This is a genomic window from Thalassospira australica (genome assembly GCF_044790785.1).
Taxonomy (GTDB): domain Bacteria; phylum Pseudomonadota; class Alphaproteobacteria; order Rhodospirillales; family Thalassospiraceae; genus Thalassospira; species Thalassospira australica_A.
In genome coordinates, this window is record NZ_CP085258.1 from 679,000 (window position 1) to 702,173 (window position 23,174).

Genomic DNA, 23,174 nt, shown 5'->3' on the forward strand with positions numbered 1-23,174 from the left:
AAACGGAAAAAGTTCCCGACCAAAGCTCGGTGCGGAAAGAATGTTATATTTGTCAATATCTTAGCCGGGCGTTTTGTGATGGTTTGATGAAGTCGGCAAAATCGGCTGCTTTGGGCTTTGGCCCTGCGGTTGCATCCATTATCCTTCGCCCTCCGTTCCATCGGGACCGCATTGATCTGAGCACGGGAAAAGCATGACCGACCAAAACCTGGCCAAGCCCGATTTACGCCTTTGGCAGATTTTCCTGATTTTTCTGCGTCTGGGGTTAACCAGCTTTGGCGGGCCGGTCGCCCATATCGGCTATTTCCGCGAAGAATTCGTGATACGGCGGAAATGGTTTTCGGATGCGGCCTATGGCGATCTGGTCGCCCTTTGCCAGTTCGTGCCTGGTCCTGCCAGTTCCCAGGTCGGTATGGGGATTGGCATGTCGTTGGGCGGGTTTGCCGGGGCATTTGTCGCATGGCTCGGTTTTACGATGCCTTCGGCCATTGTACTGGCCGGGCTCGGATTGGGATTTGCCGGTGGTGATATTGCCGCGACCGGCCCGATGATCTGGGGGCTTAAACTGGTTGCTGTCGGTGTTGTTGCCCACGCGCTTTTGGGCATGGCGCGCAGCCTGTGCCCCGATATTCCACGTGCGACAATGGCCCTGATCGCTGCCGCCCTGATGATCGCAGTGAACGGTATCGGGATGCAGGTTCTGGTGATAGCCGCGGGTTCGGTCGCCGGGTTTCTGTTTTTGCGTGGCGATACAGGAAAGGTCGATGGCAATCTCGGTGCCGGTATTTCTTCGCGCGGTGCGATAGTTGCACTGCTGGTTTTTGGCCTGTTGCTGATCGGTTTACCGATATTGGCGCAAACTGCCCCGTCACCATGGCTTGCGGTATTTGACGGATTTTATCGCAGTGGTGCGCTGGTCTTTGGTGGCGGGCATGTGGTTCTGCCATTGCTCCAGGAAGCCGTGGTGGCACCGGGCTGGGTCGATGCGGATATGTTTCTGGCCGGTTACGGCGCGACACAGGCGGTTCCCGGCCCGATCTTTACCTTTGCCGCCTATCTGGGGGCGGTATTGCAAAACGGTGCCGGCGGGGGTGCCGGTGCGCTGGTCGCACTGATCGCGATTTTTTTACCTGCATTTCTTCTGGTGATCGGCCTGTTACCATTTTGGGACCGGGTCCGGCACATGCCAAAAATGCGTGCCGGTTTGGCCGGGATCAATGCGGCTGTTGTCGGATTGCTGGCATCGGTTTTGTATGATCCGATCTGGACCGGCACAATTCATGACGTGAAAGATGTGGTGATTGCATTCATTGCATTTGCTGTTTTGCAATGGCGGTTGATGCCGGTCTGGGCGCTCGTTCTGGCAGGGGGTGCTGGCGGTGTTCTGATGGGATATTTCGGATTTGCCGGTGCGGTCGGATAGATAATATTGGGATCCAAGAAGCCATCACTCGGCGATCTGTCCGGTATTTTCGACTTCGACGGTCGTATCCCCGTTTCGCACGACAATATCGGGAAACAGGGAAGAAATCGATCCGACAAAGCGGCGCAGATTAAACGCGCTTCTGTCACGCGTCAGACCAAGACGAACGATTACCAGTTCCTTTGACGGAATGATGCTGATCGACTGGCCGTCATGACCAAGGGCAAAGAATGCATCGCTCGGAACGGTCGGGCCATCATTGCGAAGATTTCCATCCTCGTCACGCGAACCGGGCAGTTCAAGCCACCAATGCGCACCATAAATACCGTTCGGCGCCGCCGGTGCCGGGGTGACGGAATAATCGACCCAACCCGCAGGCAGCAGGCGTTCGTCATTCCAAACGCCGTCCTGCAAAAACAGCTGACCGATTTTAGCCCAGTCGCGAGCGGTGGCATGCATGAAGCTTGAACCGATAAAATAACCATCCTGATCGGTTTCGATCACCGCATTGCGTATGCCAAGCGGGCGGAACAGCAGATCAAACGGAATATGCTGATAGCGCTGGATAGAGCCGCTGACATTGCGTATTGCCGCCGACAGAACATTGGCCGCCCCGGAATTATAGGAGAAGACAGTACCGGGTTTGTGTTCAAGCGGTCGGGAGACAGCAAACCCGGCTGTGCCCGGTTCGACAAACAGCATCTGAACCACGTCCGATAACGGGTTCCAGTAGCTTTCATCAAATTCCAGCCCGCTGCTCATATGCAACAGATTGTCATAGGTGATAAGTGCGCGGGGATCACTGATCCGAGATTGCCATTCATTGATCAGAACCGGACTGTCGACGCTTGGGATCATGCCTTCGCGTTGCATACGGCCCAGCAGAGCATTGAACACGCTTTTGGTCATCGACCAGCCCGGCAGGGGAGTATTGGCAGTGATTCCCGGCGCATAGCGTTCGGCAATCACTTTGCCCCGATGCAAAACGACAATTGCCCGGCTGCGCCGTGAAACATCCGTGCCCGGTTCGTCCATGGCCTCGGTCAGAATATTGTTGAATTCGCGACGGTCGATATTGCCCGGTACGGATGCGGTCAAAAGCGGTTGAGGCGGGATCGGACGGATCAGCGGACTTGTCGCACGAAGCTGCTCGATCCGGGCCGGGCTATCGGAAAGCGTGCAGCCAAGATTGGGCCGATAAACAGCAATGCGTTTGCGAAAACCGAAAGCATGGGCACTGACCGTTTGATGACGCAAATCGACATTGGCGGTAATCAGCGACAGGGCCGGGTTGTTATCGGCCAGAACATCCTCGTCGCGCGCCCGGTTCGACGGCAGGCCATTCACAAAAATGGCCGAACACATGATCTTGGCGGTATAACCGGCCCCCACCGGGGCAAGCCAGATAAAGAACGCAGAAATCACCAGAATGCCAAGCAATATCAGGCAGATAAAGGTGGCTTTGATCCAGGCCATTCCGTTTCCCTTGTGCAGAGCATTATTTGCTCCTTGCCTTCGATAAGGCGGGAAGGGTCGCCTGCTTTGCGGGATAGGTCAAGACAGCGGATGGTATAGGAGAACTAACCTGCCGTCACAACGCGCGATTGCCGATACCGAAGCGAGATGGCAAATCCTGCAAGATAGAAACCGGCCAGCAGAAATGCCGCCCCCTTCCAGCTTGCCCAGTCGATCATCGCACCTGCAACCGGCGGAACGATCACAACGAAAATCTCGGCAAACTGGGCCAGCATCCCCTGAAGGGCAGGCATCGAAAGATCGCGACCGGCAATGCGCGGCAACAGGGCAAAGCATGTACCGGCAACCGATCCTTGCCCGATATTGAACAGGATCAGCGCCAGAACGCTGGTGGCGATGTTCTGGCTGACAAACAGGGTGAAGATCGCACCGGCCATCACCGGGAGGCCGATGGCAAGGATCCTGCGACCGGGGACATCGCGGCCCAAAATCATTCCGGCCCCGACACTGCCGATAATGTTTCCTGCAATCGCGGTGATACCGATGATGGCGGCAGCCACAGGAATGCTGATTGCAAGATTGTCGGCCATCATGGCGGGCATGAAAGCAAGGGCAGCGGACGTTGCCCCGGCAAAGGCCGCAAATGTCAGGGCGATCTGCATCGCCGGTCGGGATTTCAGAACCCCGGATACACCCGAGGAAAGCGATCGGTTAAAACCGCTTTCGACCGGCTTCGTGATCAACATCAATGCAGGTAAAAGAACGGCAACCGGAATGGTGCAGGCAACAACCGCCATGCGCCAGTCAAGCCATGCGACAATCGCCGCACTGGTCCAGTTCCCCATGGCAATGCCGACCGGGATGAAGGTGCCCCAGATGCTCATGGCCATGGCGACGGTTCTCGGATTGCCGAGATTGGCCATCCAGCTTGGCGCGCCAACCACAATCAGAAGATAGCCAACACTGGTGACAAGGCGGCCGACATAGAGCATCCCGGTGCTTTGGGCGGTGGCAAAAATCACCGCACCAAAGATCATCATAAGCCCGCCCAGAAACAGCGAGCGGCGCAGCCCGGCACGTGATGCCCAAACTCCGGTTGGAATGGCAAACAATGCACCGGCGGCAGTGATTAGCGATGCGACAAGGCCAAATTGTGCCTGGCTAAGTTCGAACCCGGCACGAAGGTCGGGGGCAATCGGCCCGATCAGTCCGACCTGCATCGAGGCGGTCAGTCCAAGGCCGTAAAGAATACAAATGGCAAAAACCGGTGGCATGGGGGCAATCCGTCAATCAATCAGGCACTTGGTCGGGGCGAACCAAAATAACGGATTTCTTTTAGCGGAAACGTGCCACCATGATCCACGTATGAAATATACGCGACGGGATTATCCGGGAAGATTGTCAAAGCCCGTAGTCAGGCGAACCGCCCTGCCATCGGACAGGAAAAACCGTTCCCACAGAATGAATTTATCGACAATCGGCATTGGCGGGCCGTTGCGCCCGGATGTTTCAAAACTCAGATGATCTGCCTGATCTTCGTGCCAGCCCATGTCATGCAGGCTTTTCTCGGCCTGTGCGATTTCGGGTGTGGCAAAGCGCCACAGGGACGTGCCGACAAGATCGCCCGAACTGCGTTGCCATTCCTGTTCGCGCGGGGCGGAGGCACATAATAGGCGGTGGCTGCGGTCCTCGATCAGATGGACGCGCTGCCGCGAATGGGTAACCAGCCGCTTGATCGCCTGATCAAGACGAAAATTGCGGTTGCGCGTCATCATCTGATGCAGAAGGTCGATCTGAAGCGGGGCGGGGTTTTGCAATCCCTTTTCCCAGCGTGACACAGTTGCCTGTGTGACACCGACAATATCGGCAAGGCGTGATTGCTTGATCTCGCTTTCGCGGCGCCATTGTCGCAGGCGGCGACCAAATTCAGGATCGGGTATTGTCGGGGTCAGTAATTTCATCACCAAAACACGGCCAGACGTTTCGAAAGGCAGCCCACCATAACACAGTTTTGAACGCAATAAATGGTCAGCCCGACCGGGCCTGGGCCGATGTAATTGCTTCGAGGCGATAGATATCGATCTGGCAGCGGCCATATTTGCGACTATCAAGGGTTTCGAGGCCCCCGACTTCCGGTGCCGGTTCACGTGGATCGCGTTCGGCAATGATCAGGGTTTTATCATTGATCCAACCGGCATTTGCCAGGGCCGTGATGCTTGGCCCCAGCAAATCCTTTTGATAGGGCGGATCAAGAAACACCATGGTTGCCGGTTCGGGCGCGCGTGGCGGCTTGGTGGCGTCGGCACGCTGAACGCGGGTTTTATCGCCCAGTTTCAGATCGGCAATATTCTGTTCGATTGCGGCAAGCGCACCGCGATCAAGATCAAAGAAAACCGCCTTTTGCGCACCGCGCGAAATGGCTTCAAGGCCCAAGGCTCCGGAACCGGCATAGGCATCCAGAACCAGTCCGTCATAAAGCGGGTTTTGATCGTCCTCGTACCAGCGTGATGCATGGGTCAGGATGTTAAAAAGGGCTTCGCGCACACGATCCAGTGTCGGGCGTGTATCGCGCCCGGTCGGTGCGGTTAAAAGCCGCCCGCGAAGACTTCCGCCGACAATCCGCATTCTGCCTTAACCCTTTTTGCCACGCGGGCGATTGCCCGCCGGTTTCGATCCGCTGCGGCCTGTCGGGCGATTGCCGGGTTTGCCATCGGCAATCGTGCCGCGATTGTTGCCGCCGGTATTGCCAGATGGCTTGCCGCGACCGGCAAACGATTTTCCGCCATCGTTGTTACGTTCACCACCGGCTTTGCCACCGGGCGCATAACGCCCGCGGCCTTTGTTGGCCGGTCGGTTTGTATTGTCGCGATCATTACGATCTTCGCGATTTTCACGCGGAGGGCCGCCGCGCGATACCTCGCCGCGTGCCAGTGCCGGTTTGGCGCGGTTGCCCGGCCGGGCACGATTTTCCAGACGGTTATCCGTTTGGGTGTCATCGGTGCTGGCGTTCGGGTTGCTGCCCTGTTGACGGCGGCGCGGGGCGGCGGGTTTGCCAAATACGGTGCGCGGTGCCTTGGGGCGGCCGGTGCCACCACGCGCGACCGATTTCTTTTCGGAAACCTTGCTGTAATCACCCTTGAAGAACGCGGCCAACTGTTCTTTCATCACCTTGCCGGTGATTTCCTCGCAATCGCCAGGTGCCAGATTGCCCAACTGGAACGGGCCATAGGACACACGCATCAGGCGCGTTACCGGCCACCCCAGATGTTCCATCACGCGGCGGATTTCGCGGTTCTTGCCTTCGCGAAGGGTTACGGTCATCCAGGCATTGCTGTCTTTCTGAACGTCAACCTCGGCCTGTATCGAACCGTAATTGATGCCATCAACCGTAACACCGTCTTCAAGCTGTTTGAGTTTTGCCTCGTCAATGCGACCGTGAACGCGCACACGATACCGGCGTGCCCAGCCGGTGGCGGGCAGTTCAAGATAACGGGCAAGCTCGCCATCATTGGTCAGCAGCAAAAGACCTTCGGAATTCAGATCAAGCCGCCCAACTGAAATCACGCGCGGCATATAGCTTGGCAGATGTTCGAAAACCGTATCGCGGCCCTGTTCGTCGCGGTGGCTGGTGACCAGCCCGCGTTTTTTAAACAGACGCCACAGGCGCGGCTTTTCCTTTTGCGGCAAGGGTTTGCCATTGACGTAAATCTCGTCCTCGTCGGTGACGGTTACGGCCGGACTATCAAGCACCTTGCCGTTCAGCTTCACCAGACCTTCCTCGATCATGCGTTCGGCATCACGCCGCGAACAAACGCCGGATCGCGCAATGCGTTTGGCAATGCGTTCGGGTTTGCTTTCTCCGGTATCTTCGGTCGGGTTCGGGGTCTGGTCGCTCATTTGCGGGCCTCGGAAATCAGGGCGTCGAAGATTTTCGCATCGCCCGAACTGATATGAAATTCGGGATGCCATTGCACCCCAAGACAATAACGATATCCCGGATGTTCAATCCCCTCGATCACGCCATCCGGGGCGACGGAATTGATGATCACATCCGGGCCGACCTTATCCACGGCCTGATGATGGGCGGAATTGACCGACAGGCTTTTGACATCGCCAACAATACGCGAAAGCAGGGTGCCTGCTTCGACGGTCACATCATGCCCCGGCTCGTTGCGCGGGTTGGGTTGTTCATGCGGCAGACAGTTTTCAACACTGTCTGGGATATGCTGGATCAACGATCCGCCAAGGATCACGTTCAACAATTGCTGTCCGCCGCAAATGCCCAGAACCGGCATATTGCGTTTCAGCGCACCTTCGGCCATGGCCCATTCAAACTTGGTGCGGCGGTCTTTGGTGACGACGGTGTCATGGCGTTCTTCGGCACCAAACAGGCTGGGGTCGACATCAAACGCACCACCGGTGACAACAAGTCCGTCAATCAGATCCAGAAGATCGGGCACCAGTTCCACCTCGTGGGGCAGGGGCATGGGAATGCCGCCCGCCGCGGTGACCGCACCGGCATAGTTTTCACGCAGCGCATACCACGGAAATTTGGAATAGCCACCGGGTTCCTCGGAATCAAGGGTAATGCCGATGATCGGTTTTCTGGCACTCATGATCTGTCAAATCCCGTTGGTGGTGGCAGTTGGTCGCTATGTTTGCTGGCGATGCCATGAATTTGGCCGGAAACTAACCCCGGTGCGTTAGAAGGGCAACGGCAATTCACGCATATGTGCAATCGGTCGCGATCTTATCACCGCTTGACCGATCCTTGCACAGATTGCAATCTCATATCCTTAAAACTCAAGAAAAACAGTCAACAGACAGTGCGATGGGCCGGGTATAACGATGCTGCGGCCAAACTCTTGTTCCGGGATGGAAGACAAATCATGAGCGCAGACAGCTATATGGATATGGCGCTGGAAGAGGCGCGCGCCGCCGCAAGGCGTGGCGAGGTGCCGGTCGGTGCGGTTCTGGTCGATGCCGATAGTGGCGAGGTGCTCGCACGTGCGGGCAACCTGACCGAGGAACTCAATGATCCGACGGCCCATGCCGAAATCCTTGTGATCCGGGCCGCTGCCGGGGCCAAGGGCGAGCCGCGCCTGCCCAACTGCGATCTGTATGTCACGCTTGAACCTTGCCCGATGTGCGCAACTGCCATTTCGTTTGCCCGGCTGCGGCGCGTTTATTTCGGTGCCTATGATCCCAAAAGCGGCGGCATCGATCACGGCCCGCGCGTGTTCGAAAGCACAAGCTGCCATCACCGCCCGGAAGTCTATGGCGGGATCGGCGAGGTCGAGGCGGGCAAGCTTCTGAAGGATTTCTTTGGGTCGCTGAGGTGAGCGGTTTTACTTTTCACCTAATATTTTTAAGGTCAATGACCGTACAAGAAAACTCTTCAGCCGCTATAGTTAGGTTGCGATCATTTGTAATGAGCACGAAGTTTCCCCTGATAGCAGTGGCAGCTATCAGGGCATCTCTACTTTGGTTTTTAGGTTTTTTCTTTTTACCTGAGGCCTTATCAAGGTTTTGTATCCTAGATAGCAACTTTTCATAGAGCCCGTTGGCATCGCCCCATTTTGCTTCATTCCAGTTTGAGACGCCCCAAACTGCCGCGCCTGTGGGGATGGATTCTGCATCAATAGTCTGGAACCGTGAAAGCAGCTGTGCTCGTCTATCAACGCAAGAAGTTTGGTTGATTTCATCAAGTTGAATATGAGTCACGAATAATTTGTGATTTGTAAAATGATCTAAATTAGCAGGTTCATCCAAAACGTGATTGAAAACATTGGTATCCAATAGGTATTTATTTATCTTTCTCATGTTTTTACTCAAAAATTAAATGATTTTCTCATTTATATAATTATATATAAGTATTTTTAAGTTAAAATTTTTATTGATTTAATGGCTCGAGATTAAATTTTTGATCCAATCTCTTTCATGAGTTTGATAAAAAAAAGCCCGCCAGAATGACGGGCCTTCGTTCTTTTATTCGCGCGTCTGTCCACGTAATCCCGGCAGATGCTGGAACATCCAGGTTTCACTAAGCGGTGCATCGCCGCGTTTCAGATACATCCGCAAATCGACCGGCTCGTTGCCTTCGACTTTAAGATCGAACGCTGCACGCCAGATGCGGGTATCCATGATCGGCTCGATCTTGGTGCGGACAATCTCGCCGCGCGAGGTTGAAACGACGATCTCCGGGAACTCTCCATAGGCCAGGGTTCCCAGGATTTCACCTTCGAACTCGACCGAGAATTTCAGTTCGTCCTTCGGGCGGACGGTGCCGGGATTGCCGCCGCGCCCCATGCGGGTGGCGGTAACATGGGCAAGCTTGTCCATCGGGAACGGGTTCTGTGCCTGCCAATACAGGCGATAGCGGAACTGATAGCTATTGCCCGCCTTGGCCGGGGCATTCGGCACCCAGAAGGCACCGATATTGTCGTGGATTTCGTCATCGGTCGGAATTTCGACAAGCTGCACGGCACCGTCTTCCCACGCGCCAAGCGGTTCGACCCACAGGCTGGGGCGGCGGTGATAGCGCACACCGTCAAGATAATGACTGACTTCGCGGTCACGCTGCATCAGGCCAAAACCACGCGGATTTTTATCGCCAAATGCCGATGTGCGGATGATTTCCGGGTTGTTCAACTGACGCCAGATGCGTTCGCCATTTCCGGTCCAAAGCTCCAGCCCGTCGCTGTCATGGACTTCGGGACGCCAGTCAAAACGGAACGATTTGTTCTGTTCGGAATACCAGAACATGCTGGTCAGCGGCGCGATGCCAAGGCGTTCGATATCCTTGCGCAGGAACAGATATTTTTCGACATCCATCGTCACACCTTCGCCACGCGTCAGATAGAACCGGTAGGCACCGGTGATGCTTGGACCATCCAGCAGGGCATAGACCGTGACCGGGGCATTGGCCGATTTCGCCGGTTCGATATAAAATTCGCGGAAATCGGGGAATTCCTCAGGCTGGGACGTTGCCGTATTGACGACAATTCCGCGCGCAGACAGGCCATATTGGCCTTCATCGCCAATGGCACGGAAATAGGACGCGCCAAGAAACGCTGCCCAGTCCTGGGTTTTCCAGTCATCACGTTCGACATTTTCATGCAGACGGAAGCCGGCAAAGCCGCTGTTTTCCGAAAGTTTACGCGCAATGCTGTCTTCGGGCATGTCGAAATAATCAGGCGTATAAACCACTTCACGCGATTTGCCGCCGTCAACCAGATGCATGTGAACGGGTTTGGCAAAATACATGCCCAGATGGAAGAAGGTCAGCGGGTAGGTGCCCGAACCATCTGCATAGGGCGAAAATTCGCGTTTGTAATGCAGTTTGCCGTGGGTGTCGTAATCGATCTTGCCGACAATTTCGGGATCGGGGGCGACAGGTGCTTCATAAGGCGATTTTGACATGGCCTCGGCGCGCTTGATCAATGCGTCAAAGCTGAAGCTTTGTGGTTCGCCAAGATCAAGTTTTTCGTTCGCGGCCGAGGCACCATTGACCAGCGACATACCCGGCAGGATCAGCCCGGCGGCGGCCACGGATTTCAGAAATCGTCTGCGTTCCACAGAAGTCGTCATCAATCAGGTCCCGTTAATTTAAGAAGTCCGGAACTATACCGGACAGTGTGGACGTAATCGGGATAAAACATGGCGAATTCAAGATCGTAATATCTGCATTTTTCGCATAGCGGTATGCCAGATGTCTGCCTAAATAAACTTGCAATCATTAAAAATGGCGGGGTCGCCATCGCAGAAAGGTATGTTCATGCAGCAAACCGTTATCGGAAAGCCCGAGCAGACAGCCATTTTTCATGAGGCGGAACAGAAAGGCCTTCGACTGGCGATCAAGGGGCGGCTGGTTGCGTTGATTCTAATGGGGGGATGGCTGATTGCAACGCGGTCGGGCAACCCGACGCTGGCGTTCGAATACGGAACAGCGGTCGCGATATTTGCGACACTGGGCGTGATCCATTACCGGATTATCGGAACCGCGCAGGATCGATACTGGGTCAAGTATCTGTTTGTCGCCCTCGATATCGGCATTCTGTCTGCCCTGATCGCGACCCAGCGGATATTTGATACTGTAGATTTGCCGCAGGCAGTCATTTTCAGAGCGCCGATTTTTCCGTTCTATTTCGTTATTCTGGGCATTGCGGCCTTCAGTTTCTCGCCGGGGCTGGTGCTTTGGGCCGGTATTTGCGGGGTTGCCGGATGGATGGGGGCATTTGGCTTTGCCATCCGGAACATGACGCAGACCTATGACTGGGACGATATGGGCATTTCCCCCGATACGGAAACCTTCATCAGGTATTTTTACAGCCCCGATTTCGTCGGCACCGGGAGCAGAATACAGGAAAGCATCGCGCTTTTTATCGTGGCCTGCCTGATCGCATCGGTCATGTGGCGGGCACGTCATACGGTCCGCCGCCAGATTGAGGCAGAGCAGGAACGCAGCACGATTTCCGATATTTTCGGGCAATATGTGCCGCCTGCCGTGGCCGAGGCGCTGATTTCCAAACGCGGGACGCTGGCCCCGGTCGAGCGGGAGGCAACCATCCTGTTTGCCGATCTGGCCGATTTCACGACCCTGACCGAAACCATCGGTCCGAAAGGAATTGTCGAGGTTCTCAATACCTACTTCGATGCGGTGTCGCAGATTATTACCCGCCATCATGGTGTGATAACCCAGTTCCAGGGCGATGCGGTTCTGGCGACGTTCAATGTCCCGGCCGAAGACCCCGATCATGCCCGGTGTGCCGTTCGGGCCGCACGCGAGATTTCCGACCTTGTGCAAAGCCGGGATTTTGCCGGTATCCGTGTCCGTACGCGCATCGGAATTTGCACCGGCACGGTGATTGCGGGCAGTGTCGGCGGGGGCGGACGACAGAATTATACCGTGCATGGCGACACGGTGAATTTGGCGGCCCGGCTTGAGGTGATGAACAAGGAACTGGGAACGGATGTGCTGATTTCCGAAACGACGATCAGGTATCTGGTGGCGGATGATTTTCGCAAGATCGGGCAGATGGATGTCCGCGGACTTTCGGAGCCGATTGATCTGTTTACCTTTGCACCGGCGGGCGAACGGAACATTGCGACTGGCAATATGTCCGCGACCGCAAGCTGATCATCGGCGAAGCTGTCGCGCATAAACAAAGGAACGGTATCGCGTTGATACCGTTCCTTCAGGTTTGGGCGTGGATTGACGTTGGAACCGGATTTATTGCAGCGGCTGGCGATACATCACCATTCCGGCGTGATACAGAACACCATCTTCGAAATAGCCATCTGCGGTAAAGCCGGTATCGTCCCAGTAATCGATATGATTGCCGGAAATTTCATAACGTCCCTGATAGGCGGACTGACGATTGCCGCGCGCCTCGTCATAACGCCCATCTGCCCTCAATTCCTGACGGATATTGCCGTCTGCCGTGACCCACATGCCGACATAGGGATGCGGATCGTTCGACGCGGTTCCGGACATGACGGTATCCTCCTGTGCGGTGGCTGTGCTGGAAAACAGCATCAGAAGACTGGTGATAGAAGACGCAAACATATGACGTGCCATGCGGGCCTCCTTTGGCGGTGCGGATTAATATGCCGATGCGGTCGGGCGTACGATGATCTCGTTCACATCAACACTTTCGGGCTGGGCGATCGCATACAGGACCGACCAGGCGATGGAAATCGGGCTAAGGGCGGTTTTGCGCAGTTCGCCGAGGAACCCCTTGGCACTGTCATCGGTGATATCGTTGCCAAGTTCGGTTTCGGTAACGCCCGGCGAAACCATGGTAACGCGGATATCCCGGCTTTCCTGACGCAGGCCGTCTGAAATGGCCCAGACGGCGTATTTGGTGGCGCAATAAACCGCGGCGGTCGGCGATACCAGATGTGCGCCGATGGAGGCGGTGTTGATGATATGACCGCTGCCTTGTTCCTTGAACACCGGCAGACCGGCGGCAATGCCATTCAGAACGCCGCGGATATTGACATCGATCATCTTGTTCCACTCGTCGATTTTAAGTTCGGCAAGCGGCGACAGGGGCATGACACCGGCATTGTTGAAGATCACATCAACACGGCCATAGGTGTTTTTGGCGAAATAGACCAGTGCTTCGACGTCGTCGGCATCGGTGACATCAACCGCGCGACATGTTGCGGTGCCGCCTTCGGCCTCGATTTCGGCGACGATGGAATGCAGTTTTGCCGTCCGGCGCGCGGCCAGAACGACCTTTGCACCGTTTTCGGCCAGAAGTTTTGCCGTGGCTTCGCCAATCCCGCTGCTGGCACCGGTGATAACGACGACCTTGTTTTCAACATTGCTGGACATAAGCGACATGACATCCTCCTTGTTTGGATCATGGCGCTTACTGTGATTGCAAACAGCAATTTGATGAATACACAGAACTCTTGATCAATTGCCTGATTCTCCGAACAGTACGAAAACCGCTTTTCAGTACATTTTTGATCGCTATAGTTCATATTAGAGAAACAAAGGAGTTTGGTGATGTCTGTATTCGAAGATATGTCTCAACTGATTGACAAATACTGCGAAGAAGAAGGTGTTACCCAGACGTCGGTGAGTGCGATGCACCTTTATCGTGCGACCGGGCCATCAATGAAAGTCCCGACAATCTACAAGCCCTGTCTTTGTATTATCGCGTCAGGTGCCAAAGAGGTGTCACTGGGTGATGATCTGTTCCGGTATTCGCCCGGTCAGTATCTGGTGGCGTCGGTCGACCTGCCAATTGTCGGTTGTGTCACAAATGCCAGTGTCGCCCTTCCGTATCGCAGTTTGTCGATTGAACTTGATGGCCAGATGCTCAGCGACCTTGTAACCCAGATCGATCTTCAGGTCGGATCTGCGTCCGAAAGCGATTGCGGGCTTCATGTCGATGATGCCAGCGACACCTTGCTGGATGCCGTGATGCGCCTGTTGAGCCTGTGTGATCAGAAAGATGATATTTCGGTGATGGCGCCGATGCTTCTGCGCGAAGTGCATTATCGTCTGTTGCGCGGCCTTCAGGGGGCCCGGATTGCACAAATCGGAATGGGCGGCAGCAACATGCAGCGGATTTCCAAAATCATCCGTCTGATGAAGGACGATTTTGCCGCACCGCTTCGGGTCGATGATCTGGCGGCACAGGCGAATATGAGTCCGTCTTCCTTCCATCATCATTTCAAGCAGGTAACGTCCATGAGCCCGCTTCAGTATCAGAAACGGCTTCGCCTGACGATGGCGCGCCAGATGATGCTGACCGAAATGAAGGATGCGGCAACCGCAGCCTATGAAGTCGGATATGAAAGCGCATCACAGTTCAGCCGTGAATATGCCCGCATGTTTGGCGCACCGCCGATGCGCGATGTTTCGGCGATCCTTGGACGGCTGGGCGGGGATGGCACGGCGGCGGCGAACGCCTATTGAAAAACCGGATTGTTGCGACCGGTTTGCAATTCACTTGACGGGCCTTTGCGACTATGTGACACCGATTGATGTCAGTATCCGACAAGGATAAAGGGAATTCGAAGCCGTCCGCGAGGGCGGTTAACCGAAGCTGCCCCCGCAACTGTAGGCGGTGAGTGTTTTCCTTCTTGATGCCACTGGGATATTCCCCGGGAAGGCCGGAAAACACAGCGACCCGCGAGCCAGGAGACCTGCTGACATGACGACGACGGACCGGGCGGGGTGCCCCGGAGGATGTCGGTACATGTCACCGTCTCGCGCAGGTTGCAACGCGTTCTGCCTGCTTTCGGGTTCTGGCATTTCCCGCCATTTTTCAGCACTTTAGCCAGTCCCTTGACCATGGTAATTTTAATGTTATGTTATAACATAACATTTATTGGTTTGATGTGTCCGGTCGGGAAATGAAATCCCGGATCGGCATATCCATGAAAGGACGCAAAGTGATTGAACTGAACAGACAGGTTCTTGCAGTCGGGGTGTTTGCTGCGGGACTGGCTTCTTTTGCGCAATACGCATCCGCCACGGAATATCCGCTGACACTGGAAAATTGTGGTCGAACCCTGACCTTTGATCAGGCTCCGAACCGTGTCGTATCGCTTGGTCAAAGCAGTACGGAACTGCTCTATCTGCTGGGGCTGGCTGACCGGGTGGCCGGAACGGCGGTATGGCTTGGACCGGTACAGGAACAGTTTCGCGACGTTAACGCCACCATCCCGCGTCTGGCAGACAACGATCCCAGCTTTGAAAGTGTTGTCGGGAAAAAGCCCGATCTGGTCACAACCCAGTTCCAGTGGCATATCGGCCCGAATGGCAAGGTCGGCACGGTCGATCAGTTCGCCGAACTTTCCATCCCGGTCTATACCGCACCGGCCGATTGCATGGGCAAGGACAACACCACGGGCGGCGACGGAACCCGAATCGACGCCTTTTCGATGGATCAGATCTATCAGGGGATAGACGACCTTTCGAAAATCTTCGATGTCGAGGAACGCGGCGCGGAATTGATTGCCGATTTCAAGGCACGTGAAAAAGCGGCGCGTGAAAAAGTCGCCGCCGTCAATGGTAAGGGGATTTCGGCATTGTTCTGGTTTTCCAGTGCCGAAATCGATGTTGATCCGTTTGTTGCCGGTCAGAAAGGTGCACCGGCCTACGTCATGTCGATCCTGGGTGTCGAGAATGTCATCGACAGTGATGATGAATGGCCTACGGTTGGCTGGGAAACCATCGCCCGGACCAATCCCGACATCATCGCAATTGGCAGGATGGATCGTCGTCGTTTTCCGGCCGATGACTGGGAACTGAAAATGCAATTCCTGAAATCCGATCCGGTAACCCGCCAGATGAGTGCGGTCAAAAGCGGAAATATCGTCGTCATGGATGCCCAGTCGATGAACCCGACCATGCGGACAATCGAAGGCATTGAAACGCTGGCCAAGGCAATTGAGGCGTTCGAGGCAAGCCAGTGATCGGTAACGTCATTTCCAGCCCTGTTTTCATGAAACGCATCAGCGTGGCATTTGCCGCGCTGATGTTGCTGGCAGCGGTCCTGGCGGTTGCGGCATCGGTGGGCGAAACAGCGATCCCGCTTGGCACGGTGATTGACACGATTGCCAATCATTTATGGGATGCCGGTCATCCGGTCGATGCGATTGATGCCGGTATTATCTGGAACTATCGGCTGAGCCGCGCGATTGTTGCTGCAAGTTGCGGGGCGGCTTTGGCTGTTTCCGGTGCGGTCCTGCAGGCGCTTTTGCGCAACAGTCTTGCCGATCCCTATCTGCTCGGCATTTCAGCCGGGGCATCGACCGGTGCGGTCAGTATCGTGATCCTTGGTCTGGGGGCCGGGATGCTTTCCCTGTCACTCGGTGCATTTATCGGCGCGGTGGCGGCATTTGGCTTTGTGACCCTTCTGGCGTTACAGGCCGGGCGTGGCACGGGGGCGATCATTCTGGCCGGGATTGCCGGGTCGCAGATGTTCAATGCCCTGACATCCTTCATTGTTACCAAATCGGCCAGTGCCGAACAGGCGCGCGGTATCATGTTCTGGCTTCTGGGCAATCTTAGCGGCGTGCGCTGGCCCGATGTGTGGCTGGCCTTGCCCGCGGCGGTCATCGGGCTTGTCGTATGTCTTTGGCATGCTCGTGCACTTGATGCCTTTACGTTTGGTCGTGAATCCGCGGCATCGCTTGGTGTTCCGGTCAGGCGGGTTTATGCGATCCTGATTGCTGCGTCCGCGATGATGACGGCGGTGATGGTCAGCATTGTTGGCTCCATCGGCTTTGTTGGACTGGTGATCCCGCATGCCGCGCGCTTTTTTGTCGGAACACGTCATGGGCTGCTATTGCCGTTATCAGCATTGATCGGGGCGCTGTTTCTGGTCTGTGCCGATGTCATTTCACGTGTGATCGTTCCGGGGCAGGTTTTGCCAATCGGGGTGATTACCGCGCTTGTCGGGGCGCCAGCCTTTGCCCTGATCCTGTGTCACGGAAGGATTTTGCGATGACCCTCGAACTGCGCGATGTCGTTTGGTCTGCCGGTTTCCGCAAGATCATCAGGAATGTCTCGCTCCGGGTTGAGCCGGGCGAGTTTCTGGGCCTGATCGGACCAAATGGATCGGGTAAAACCAGTTTGATGTCGGTTTTGGCTGGTATTCGTCCACCTGGTCAGGGGCGTGCGATGCTGGCGGGGCAGGACATGAAAAAGCATGGTCGGCGCAAACTGGCCCGGCAGATCGGCTTTGTCGAACAGCAGGCCGACACGACGGACCGCCTGACCGTGCGCGAGGCGGTGGCACTGGGACGCACACCTTACCTTAGTCTGCTTTCGCCCTGGTCGGAACGGGATGATGCGATTGTTAACCGCGCCCTTGGTGATGTTGATATGACCCATATGGCCGACCGGTTCTGGCACACGCTTTCGGGCGGCGAAAAGCAGCGGGTCCATATTGCGCGTGCGTTGGCGCAGGAACCGAAATTCCTGCTACTGGATGAACCGACAAACCATCTGGATATCCGTCATCAACTTGGTTTGCTGGAACTGGTGCGTGAATTGCCGGTTACCGTGGTCGCGGCCCTGCACGATCTGAACCACGCCGCAATGTATTGCGACCGGATTGCCATGATGCGTGATGGGGAACTGGTGGGGATCGGCAGTCCTGCCGACATTCTGACATCGGAAAATCTGCGTGATGTGTTCGGTGTGGATGCCACCATCGAACATGGCCCGAACGGGCAATGTGCAGTGCGCTATCACACAGGTATCAAAAAAGACCGGGCTGCATGACCCGGTCTTTTTTAATTCAAAGGCTTATTTCTGTTCGCGGGCAATCGCGCGCCAGCCGATATCACGGCGGCAAAAACCGCCCGGCCAGTCAATGGCGTCAACCGCCTGATAGGCGCGTTTCTGCGCCTCGGTTACCGATGTGCCACGCGCGGTAACGCCAAGAACGCGACCACCCGTCGCGGTCAGCTTGTCGCCATCCATTTTCGTACCCGCATGCAGGACCTTGACCTTGTCCATCGCATCCGCATCGGCAACGTTTTTGATCTCGGTGCCTTTTTCATAGCTGCCCGGATAACCCTTGGCGGCCATGACAACGACCATGGCGGTTTCATCATGCCATTCGGGTTTGACCTGATCGAGTTTGCCGGTTGCCGCCCCATCAAGGATATCAAGCACATCCGATTTCAGACGCGTCATCAGAACCTGGCATTCCGGATCGCCAAAACGGATGTTGTATTCGATCAGTTTCGGATTGCCCGCATCGTCAATCATCAGACCGGCAAACAGGACGCCCTTGAACGGATGGCCTTCGGCGGCCATGCCCTTGACGGTCGGAACAATGATCTGTTCCATGACCTTGTCTTCAACCGACTGCGTAAAGACCGGGGCGGGGGAATAGGCACCCATACCACCGGTATTCGGGCCGGTATCGCCTTCGCCGACGGCCTTGTGATCCTGGGCTGCAATCAGGGGAATGACGTTCTCGCCATCGCAGACGGCAAAGAAGGATGCTTCTTCGCCGGTCATGAATTCCTCGATCACCAGTTCCGCACCGGCATCGCCGAATTTGCCACCAACCATGCATTCGTCAATCGCGGCAAGGGCTTCGTCGATTGTCTGGCAGATCGTCACACCCTTGCCCGCGGCAAGGCCGTCGGTTTTGACAACAATCGGCGCACCGTGCTTTTCAACAAAGGCACGGGCATCGTCGGGCGTGGTGAAACGGCCATAGGCAGCGGATGGGACGCCAAACTTTGCCACCATGTCCTTCATGAAACCCTTGGAGCCTTCAAGCTGTGCCGCCGCCTTTGAACAGCCAAACGATTTGATGCCAACGGTGTCGAGTGCGTCGACAAGACCCGCGACCAGCGGGGCCTCGGGCCCGACAACAACCAGATCGACCGCATTGTCGGCTGCAAATTTCACAAGGCCATCAATGTCGCTGTCGGAAATGGCGACACATTGCGCGGAATCGGCAATACCGGCATTGCCCGGCGCGCACCAAAGCTTGGTCAGTCGCGGGCTTTTGGCAATTGCCCAGCACAATGCATGTTCACGTCCGCCACCGCCAACGACCAGAACCTTCATGATTTTAACCTCGATTACGTGTCCGACTGCTTGATGGTCCAGACGGGATGAACTAGGCTTGCACCCCATCCCGCTTGAAAATTTATGCGGGCTTTTAGCATAAAGTGCCCTTGATGACGCAAGATTTGTTCGACCCGTTTGCCCCGATGCCCGAAGAGCCCGCGAAACCGGGAAATCTGCCCGAATTTTCGGTCTCCGATCTTTCCAATGCGCTTAAACGCACGGTCGAGGATGCGTTTTCATTCGTGCGTGTGCGCGGCGAGATTTCCGGCTTCAAACGCGCAAGCAGCGGTCATATGTATCTGGCACTCAAGGATGATCAGGCGGTGCTGGATGGTGTTTGCTGGCGCGGGCAGGCATCCAAACTTGGCCTTGCACCCGAAGACGGCATGGAAGTCATTGTAACCGGCCGATTGACGACATTTCCCGGCCGGTCGAAATACCAGATTGTCATCGAAACGATGGAGGTTGCCGGCGAAGGTGCGCTTCTGAAACTTCTGGAAGAACGCAAAAAGAAACTTGCCGCCGAAGGACTGTTTGATGCGTATCGCAAAAAGCCGATCCCGTTCCTGCCCGATGTCATCGGGATCGTGACATCCCCGACCGGGGCGGTTATCCGCGATATCATGCACCGGCTGCGCGAACGTTTTCCGCGCCGGGTTTTACTATGGCCCGTGGTGGTACAGGGAACCGGTGCCGCCGAACAGGTCGCGCAGGCCGTGCGCGGTTTCAATGATCTTTTGCCCTATGGCAATATTCCGCGCCCCGATGTCCTGATCGTCGCGCGCGGTGGCGGGTCGTTGGAAGACCTTTGGGCGTTTAACGAGGAAATCATTGCCCGTGCGGTGGCGGAATCCGACATTCCGGTGATTTCGGCGGTCGGTCATGAAACCGATACGACCCTGATTGATTTTGTGTCCGACCTTCGTGCGCCAACTCCGACGGGGGCCGCGGAAAAGGCCGTTCCGGTGCGGCTTGATCTGATCGGTCAGGTCGAGGAAGACGGGCTTCGTCTGACGCAGGCCATCCGTCGGCTTGGCGTGGAAAAACGCACCGCCCTTGAAAGCCTTGCGCGCGGTCTTGGCGATCCGTGCCGGATGCTTGAAGAACGCAGCCAGATCCTTGATAACTGGGCCGACCGGTTGCCACGTGCGGCGGGCAGTGTTTTGCAACAGGCGCGTTCGCGTTTGAACGAAGCCGGGGCACGGTTGGTCAGTCCGCGTGAACAGCTTTCAGAAAAACGCGGGCGGCTGGAAAATGCGGGTTTGCGACTGGATGGGGCGATCAAATCCGCCATCCAGTTGCAAAAGGCACGTCTTGATCAGACCGCAGCCGGACTTCGCCCGGCAAATGCCAAACGCGATATCGCACGCGACCACAAACAGATCGATGATCTGGCGGGCCGTATGCAGGCGGCGGTTAAAAATATCCTGAACCGCGAAGCCGAAGGTCTGGCGCGCTATGACCGTCTTTTGGAAAGCTATTCCTATCGCAATGTTCTGAAACGCGGCTTTGCCGTTGTGCGCGGTGCGGATGAAGGATTGATTGGCAAAGCATCGGATTTGATTGCCGGGCAGGGTTACATTCTGGAAATGCAGGATGGACGTGCCGATGTGACAGCAGGGACGTATTCCTCTGGGGCAGCCGAGGCGGCACCGGCTGCCACGGTCGCACCGAAATCGGCTGCCAAACCGAAACCGGCCCGGAAAAAAGACCCGGCCCCCAAGGATGATGACAGGCAAGGGAGCCTTCTGTAATGCGTTTCGCAATGAAGATGTTTTTGGCGGCAACCGGCTTGATGGCATCATGTTTGGGGGCCATTGCGGCTGAGCCGACCTATCAGGGCCAGTTTGTTCAGGGCGGCATCGTGTTCGGTCAGACCGAGCCCGGAAGCAGCATCCTTCTGGATGGCACGGCCATTGATACGATTGGCCCGGACGGGGCGTTTATCCTTGGTTTCCCCCGCGACTATGAAGGACCGGCCAAGCTGACCCTGCGCGATGCAGACGGGGGTGTCGAAGAATATGCCTATGACATCGGTGATCGTGAATTCGATATCCAGCGCATTGATGGCCTGCCGCCCAAGATGGTGACGCCGGCCCCGGAGGTCATGGAACGGATCAGGGATGATTCGCGTCAGGCCCGCGAAGCCCGCGTCGAACGATTTACCCAAAGATTTTACGAGAACGGTTTTATCTGGCCGGTTTTGGGACCGATCAGCGGTGTATACGGATCGCAACGCATCTTGAATGGTGAACCGCGCGCCCCGCATTGGGGGGTGGATATTGCGGTTCCCACCGGCACACAGGTCGTGGCCCCGGCGGACGGGATTGTGACGCTGGCGCATCCCGATATGTATTTTTCCGGGGCGACCCTGTTTATTGATCACGGGCTTGGCATGGTTTCGGCTTTTTTGCATCTGTCGGAAATCGATGTGAAAGTTGGTGACGTCGTTCGGCAGGGTGAGCCGATTGCCAAGGTCGGGGCAAGTGGCCGTGCAACCGGGCCGCATCTGGATTGGCGGATCAATGTCGGGGATGCGCGTGTTGACGCCGCCCTTCTTGTGCCGTCGATGGAAGATGCACAAAAGGCCGCAAAGGCGAAGGCCAGCAATTGATGACGGATAAACAATAGGGAACCTTTGCCATGAAAAAGCACGGAGCCGTCGCCGCAGGACATGATGTCACCGCACGCGCGGCTGCCGATGTGCTTGAGGCAGGCGGCAATGCCTTTGACGCGGTGACTGCGGCCATGTGGGCGGCCTGTGTGGCCGAACCGGTTCTGGCATCATTGGGCGGGGGTGGTTTTGTCATGGCCCGTCCGGCAGGAAAACCGCCTCGACTTTATGATTTCTTTGTTGAAACGCCGCTTGCCAAACGCCCGCGCGAAGAACTTGAATTCGAAAGCCGGTTTGCGACATTCGCCGGTGGCGTCACCCAGGAATTTCACGGCGGATATGGCTCGGTTGCGACGCCGGGCGTGGTTGCCGGTATTTTCAAGCTGCATGACGATCTTGGATCCCTGCCGATGGCAATGCTGGCTGAACCGGCAATTACAGCCGCACGCGACGGGATCAAGCTGGATGCGTTTCAGCGGTATGTCATGGGGATCGTAACCCCGCTTCTGGCGTTTTCCAAAGACAGCCGGTCCGTTTTCGGCGCACCGGGACATCAGGACGAAGACGGATTTGAATTGCCGGACGAGGGTCACATTCTTCGTCAGGCTGATATGGCCGACAGCGTTGAATATTTGCTGCGGACCGGGGCCGATGGCTTTTATCACGGCGATCTTGGTCATGCGCTGGTGACCGAATGCCGGGAATATGGTGGCTATCTGACGGGCGCAGATTTGGCGGCATACCGGGTTCTGGTTCGTGATCCGCTTTTGATCGCTGGGCGGAACGGACGGTTTGTTTTAAACCCGCCACCGGCGTCGGGCGGGGTTCTGGTCGGGTTCGGGCTTAAACTTGCGCGCGAAATAGAACTTGGATCGTTTGGGTCGGCCCGTCATCTTGAAGCCATTTCGCGCATTCTTCATGCCACCGGACTGGCACGCAGCGAATATGGCGCAAGCCCGGCGATCCTTGCCGACGAATTTTGCGAATCCTATCGGTCTATGATTGGCGACCGACCGCTTAGCCAGAATGGCACGACCCATATTTCCGTGGTTGATGGCGATGGCAATCTTGCCGCGGCGACGATTTCAAACGGGTCCTGTTCCGGGCGCATGGTGCCGGGGACTGGTATCATGCTCAATAACATGCTGGGCGAGGCCGACCTGTCACCCGACGGGTTCCATCACTGGCCATGCGGTGTGCGGATGACATCGATGATGACCCCGGCCCTGTATCTGGCGGGCAATGGTGATGCGATTGCACTTGGTTCTGGCGGGTCAAACCGCATTCGTTCGACCATGTTGCAGGTGATGCTGAATATCGATGCCTATGACATGACCCTGCATGGCGCGGTGGCGGCACCGCGGCTTCATGTCGAAGACAGTCTTTTGTCTGTCGAACCGGGATTTGACGGATCGCTTCTGGACGGTCTTAGCCTTGAAGACCAGCAACGCTGGGATACGGAGGATATGTTCTTTGGCGGCGTTCATGCCGCCAAGGTCAGTTACGACGGGAAAAAATTCAATGCGGTGGGTGATGCCAGACGCAATGGCCATCAAGTGGTGATTGCTGATCCGTAATCCGGTTTGAACCGG

21 protein-coding genes and 1 riboswitch are annotated in these 23,174 nt (G+C 56.1%); of the genes, 10 read left to right on the top strand and 11 right to left on the bottom strand.

Annotated elements, in window-relative coordinates; translation table 11 throughout:
• Window positions 1-193: 193 nt before the first annotated feature.
• Complete coding sequence (gene chrA / locus LG297_RS03145; RefSeq protein ID WP_404425044.1) at window positions 194-1,423, top strand: chromate efflux transporter; 1,230 nt, start codon at window positions 194-196, stop codon at window positions 1,421-1,423.
• Between the two features lie 24 nt (window positions 1,424-1,447).
• Here the strand turns inward: chrA and LG297_RS03150 are convergent, their stop codons facing one another.
• The 6 genes from LG297_RS03150 to LG297_RS03175 all read right to left on the bottom strand — a co-directional run bounded on the left by LG297_RS03150 (window position 1,448) and on the right by LG297_RS03175 (window position 7,515).
• On the bottom strand, window positions 1,448-2,899 hold the full coding sequence (locus tag LG297_RS03150; protein ID WP_404425046.1) for a serine hydrolase domain-containing protein: 1,452 nt from the start codon (window positions 2,897-2,899) through the stop codon (window positions 1,448-1,450).
• Between the two features lie 104 nt (window positions 2,900-3,003).
• Window positions 3,004-4,173, bottom strand: a complete 1,170-nt coding sequence (locus LG297_RS03155) for a CynX/NimT family MFS transporter (RefSeq protein WP_404425048.1) — start codon at window positions 4,171-4,173, stop codon at window positions 3,004-3,006.
• A gap of 111 nt (window positions 4,174-4,284) precedes the next feature.
• A complete protein-coding gene (locus tag LG297_RS03160) occupies window positions 4,285-4,860 on the bottom strand; it encodes a helix-turn-helix transcriptional regulator (protein WP_404425050.1) in 576 nt (191 codons plus the stop codon).
• A gap of 67 nt (window positions 4,861-4,927) precedes the next feature.
• The gene (rsmD, locus tag LG297_RS03165; RefSeq protein ID WP_404425052.1) at window positions 4,928-5,524 is read right to left on the bottom strand and encodes a 16S rRNA (guanine(966)-N(2))-methyltransferase RsmD; all 597 of its coding nucleotides are present in this window, start codon (window positions 5,522-5,524) and stop codon (window positions 4,928-4,930) included.
• A 6-nt stretch (window positions 5,525-5,530) separates the two neighbouring features.
• Window positions 5,531-6,796, bottom strand: coding sequence for a pseudouridine synthase (locus LG297_RS03170; RefSeq protein ID WP_404425054.1), 1,266 nt, complete (start codon window positions 6,794-6,796; stop codon window positions 5,531-5,533).
• Entirely contained in the window at window positions 6,793-7,515 is a 723-nt protein-coding gene (locus LG297_RS03175) for a gamma-glutamyl-gamma-aminobutyrate hydrolase family protein (RefSeq protein ID WP_404425056.1), read from the bottom strand. The genes LG297_RS03170 and LG297_RS03175 overlap by 4 nt, the downstream gene beginning before the upstream one ends.
• A 273-nt stretch (window positions 7,516-7,788) precedes the next feature.
• Here LG297_RS03175 and LG297_RS03180 point away from each other — a divergent pair, with 273 nt between their 5' ends.
• On the top strand, window positions 7,789-8,241 hold the full coding sequence (locus tag LG297_RS03180) for a nucleoside deaminase (protein ID WP_404425058.1): 453 nt from the start codon (window positions 7,789-7,791) through the stop codon (window positions 8,239-8,241).
• A gap of 13 nt (window positions 8,242-8,254) precedes the next feature.
• Here the strand turns inward: LG297_RS03180 and LG297_RS03185 are convergent, their stop codons facing one another.
• A complete protein-coding gene (locus LG297_RS03185) occupies window positions 8,255-8,722 on the bottom strand; it encodes a type II toxin-antitoxin system VapC family toxin (protein ID WP_404425060.1) in 468 nt (155 codons plus the stop codon).
• Window positions 8,723-8,887: 165 nt separating this feature from the next.
• Window positions 8,888-10,489 carry a glucan biosynthesis protein gene (locus LG297_RS03190; protein ID WP_404425062.1) on the bottom strand — a complete coding sequence of 534 codons (1,602 nt, stop codon included), beginning with the start codon at window positions 10,487-10,489 and terminating at the stop codon, window positions 8,888-8,890.
• A gap of 187 nt (window positions 10,490-10,676) precedes the next feature.
• On the opposite strand from LG297_RS03190, the gene LG297_RS03195 reads away from it, so the two are divergent.
• On the top strand, window positions 10,677-12,038 hold the full coding sequence (locus tag LG297_RS03195) for an adenylate/guanylate cyclase domain-containing protein (RefSeq protein WP_404425064.1): 1,362 nt from the start codon (window positions 10,677-10,679) through the stop codon (window positions 12,036-12,038).
• A 93-nt stretch (window positions 12,039-12,131) separates the two neighbouring features.
• Here the strand turns inward: LG297_RS03195 and LG297_RS03200 are convergent, their stop codons facing one another.
• Window positions 12,132-12,479, bottom strand: coding sequence for an Atu4866 domain-containing protein (locus tag LG297_RS03200; RefSeq protein WP_404425066.1), 348 nt, complete (start codon window positions 12,477-12,479; stop codon window positions 12,132-12,134).
• A 24-nt stretch (window positions 12,480-12,503) separates the two neighbouring features.
• Window positions 12,504-13,250 (bottom strand): SDR family oxidoreductase, encoded by a 747-nt coding sequence (locus tag LG297_RS03205; protein ID WP_404425068.1) that lies wholly within the window; start codon window positions 13,248-13,250, stop codon window positions 12,504-12,506.
• 168 nt (window positions 13,251-13,418) lie between these two features.
• On the opposite strand from LG297_RS03205, the gene LG297_RS03210 reads away from it, so the two are divergent.
• The 4 genes from LG297_RS03210 to LG297_RS03225 all read left to right on the top strand — a co-directional run bounded on the left by LG297_RS03210 (window position 13,419) and on the right by LG297_RS03225 (window position 17,657).
• Window positions 13,419-14,336, top strand: coding sequence for an AraC family transcriptional regulator N-terminal domain-containing protein (locus tag LG297_RS03210; protein ID WP_404425070.1), 918 nt, complete (start codon window positions 13,419-13,421; stop codon window positions 14,334-14,336).
• A gap of 55 nt (window positions 14,337-14,391) precedes the next feature.
• A riboswitch (cobalamin riboswitch) is annotated at window positions 14,392-14,589 on the top strand.
• Window positions 14,590-14,800: 211 nt separating this feature from the next.
• The gene (locus LG297_RS03215) at window positions 14,801-15,841 is read left to right on the top strand and encodes an ABC transporter substrate-binding protein (protein WP_404425072.1); all 1,041 of its coding nucleotides are present in this window, start codon (window positions 14,801-14,803) and stop codon (window positions 15,839-15,841) included.
• Between the two features lie 29 nt (window positions 15,842-15,870).
• Window positions 15,871-16,878: a FecCD family ABC transporter permease gene (locus tag LG297_RS03220; RefSeq protein ID WP_404425074.1), complete on the top strand. Its 1,008-nt coding sequence runs from the start codon at window positions 15,871-15,873 to the stop codon at window positions 16,876-16,878.
• On the top strand, window positions 16,875-17,657 hold the full coding sequence (locus tag LG297_RS03225; protein ID WP_404425076.1) for an ABC transporter ATP-binding protein: 783 nt from the start codon (window positions 16,875-16,877) through the stop codon (window positions 17,655-17,657). Before LG297_RS03220 ends, LG297_RS03225 begins: the two co-directional genes overlap by 4 nt.
• Window positions 17,658-17,681: 24 nt before the next feature.
• Here the strand turns inward: LG297_RS03225 and purD are convergent, their stop codons facing one another.
• Complete coding sequence (gene purD, locus LG297_RS03230) at window positions 17,682-18,965, bottom strand: phosphoribosylamine--glycine ligase (protein ID WP_404425078.1); 1,284 nt, start codon at window positions 18,963-18,965, stop codon at window positions 17,682-17,684.
• A gap of 113 nt (window positions 18,966-19,078) precedes the next feature.
• Here purD and xseA point away from each other — a divergent pair, with 113 nt between their 5' ends.
• From xseA to LG297_RS03245, 3 genes are read left to right on the top strand one after another with little or no spacing between them, the layout of a single operon-like run.
• Window positions 19,079-20,722, top strand: a complete 1,644-nt coding sequence (gene xseA / locus LG297_RS03235; protein WP_404425080.1) for an exodeoxyribonuclease VII large subunit — start codon at window positions 19,079-19,081, stop codon at window positions 20,720-20,722.
• The gene (locus tag LG297_RS03240) at window positions 20,722-21,582 is read left to right on the top strand and encodes a M23 family metallopeptidase (RefSeq protein ID WP_404425082.1); all 861 of its coding nucleotides are present in this window, start codon (window positions 20,722-20,724) and stop codon (window positions 21,580-21,582) included. The genes xseA and LG297_RS03240 overlap by 1 nt, the downstream gene beginning before the upstream one ends.
• A gap of 29 nt (window positions 21,583-21,611) precedes the next feature.
• Window positions 21,612-23,159 (top strand): gamma-glutamyltransferase family protein, encoded by a 1,548-nt coding sequence (locus LG297_RS03245; RefSeq protein ID WP_404425084.1) that lies wholly within the window; start codon window positions 21,612-21,614, stop codon window positions 23,157-23,159.
• The last annotated feature ends 15 nt before the right edge of the window (window positions 23,160-23,174 follow it).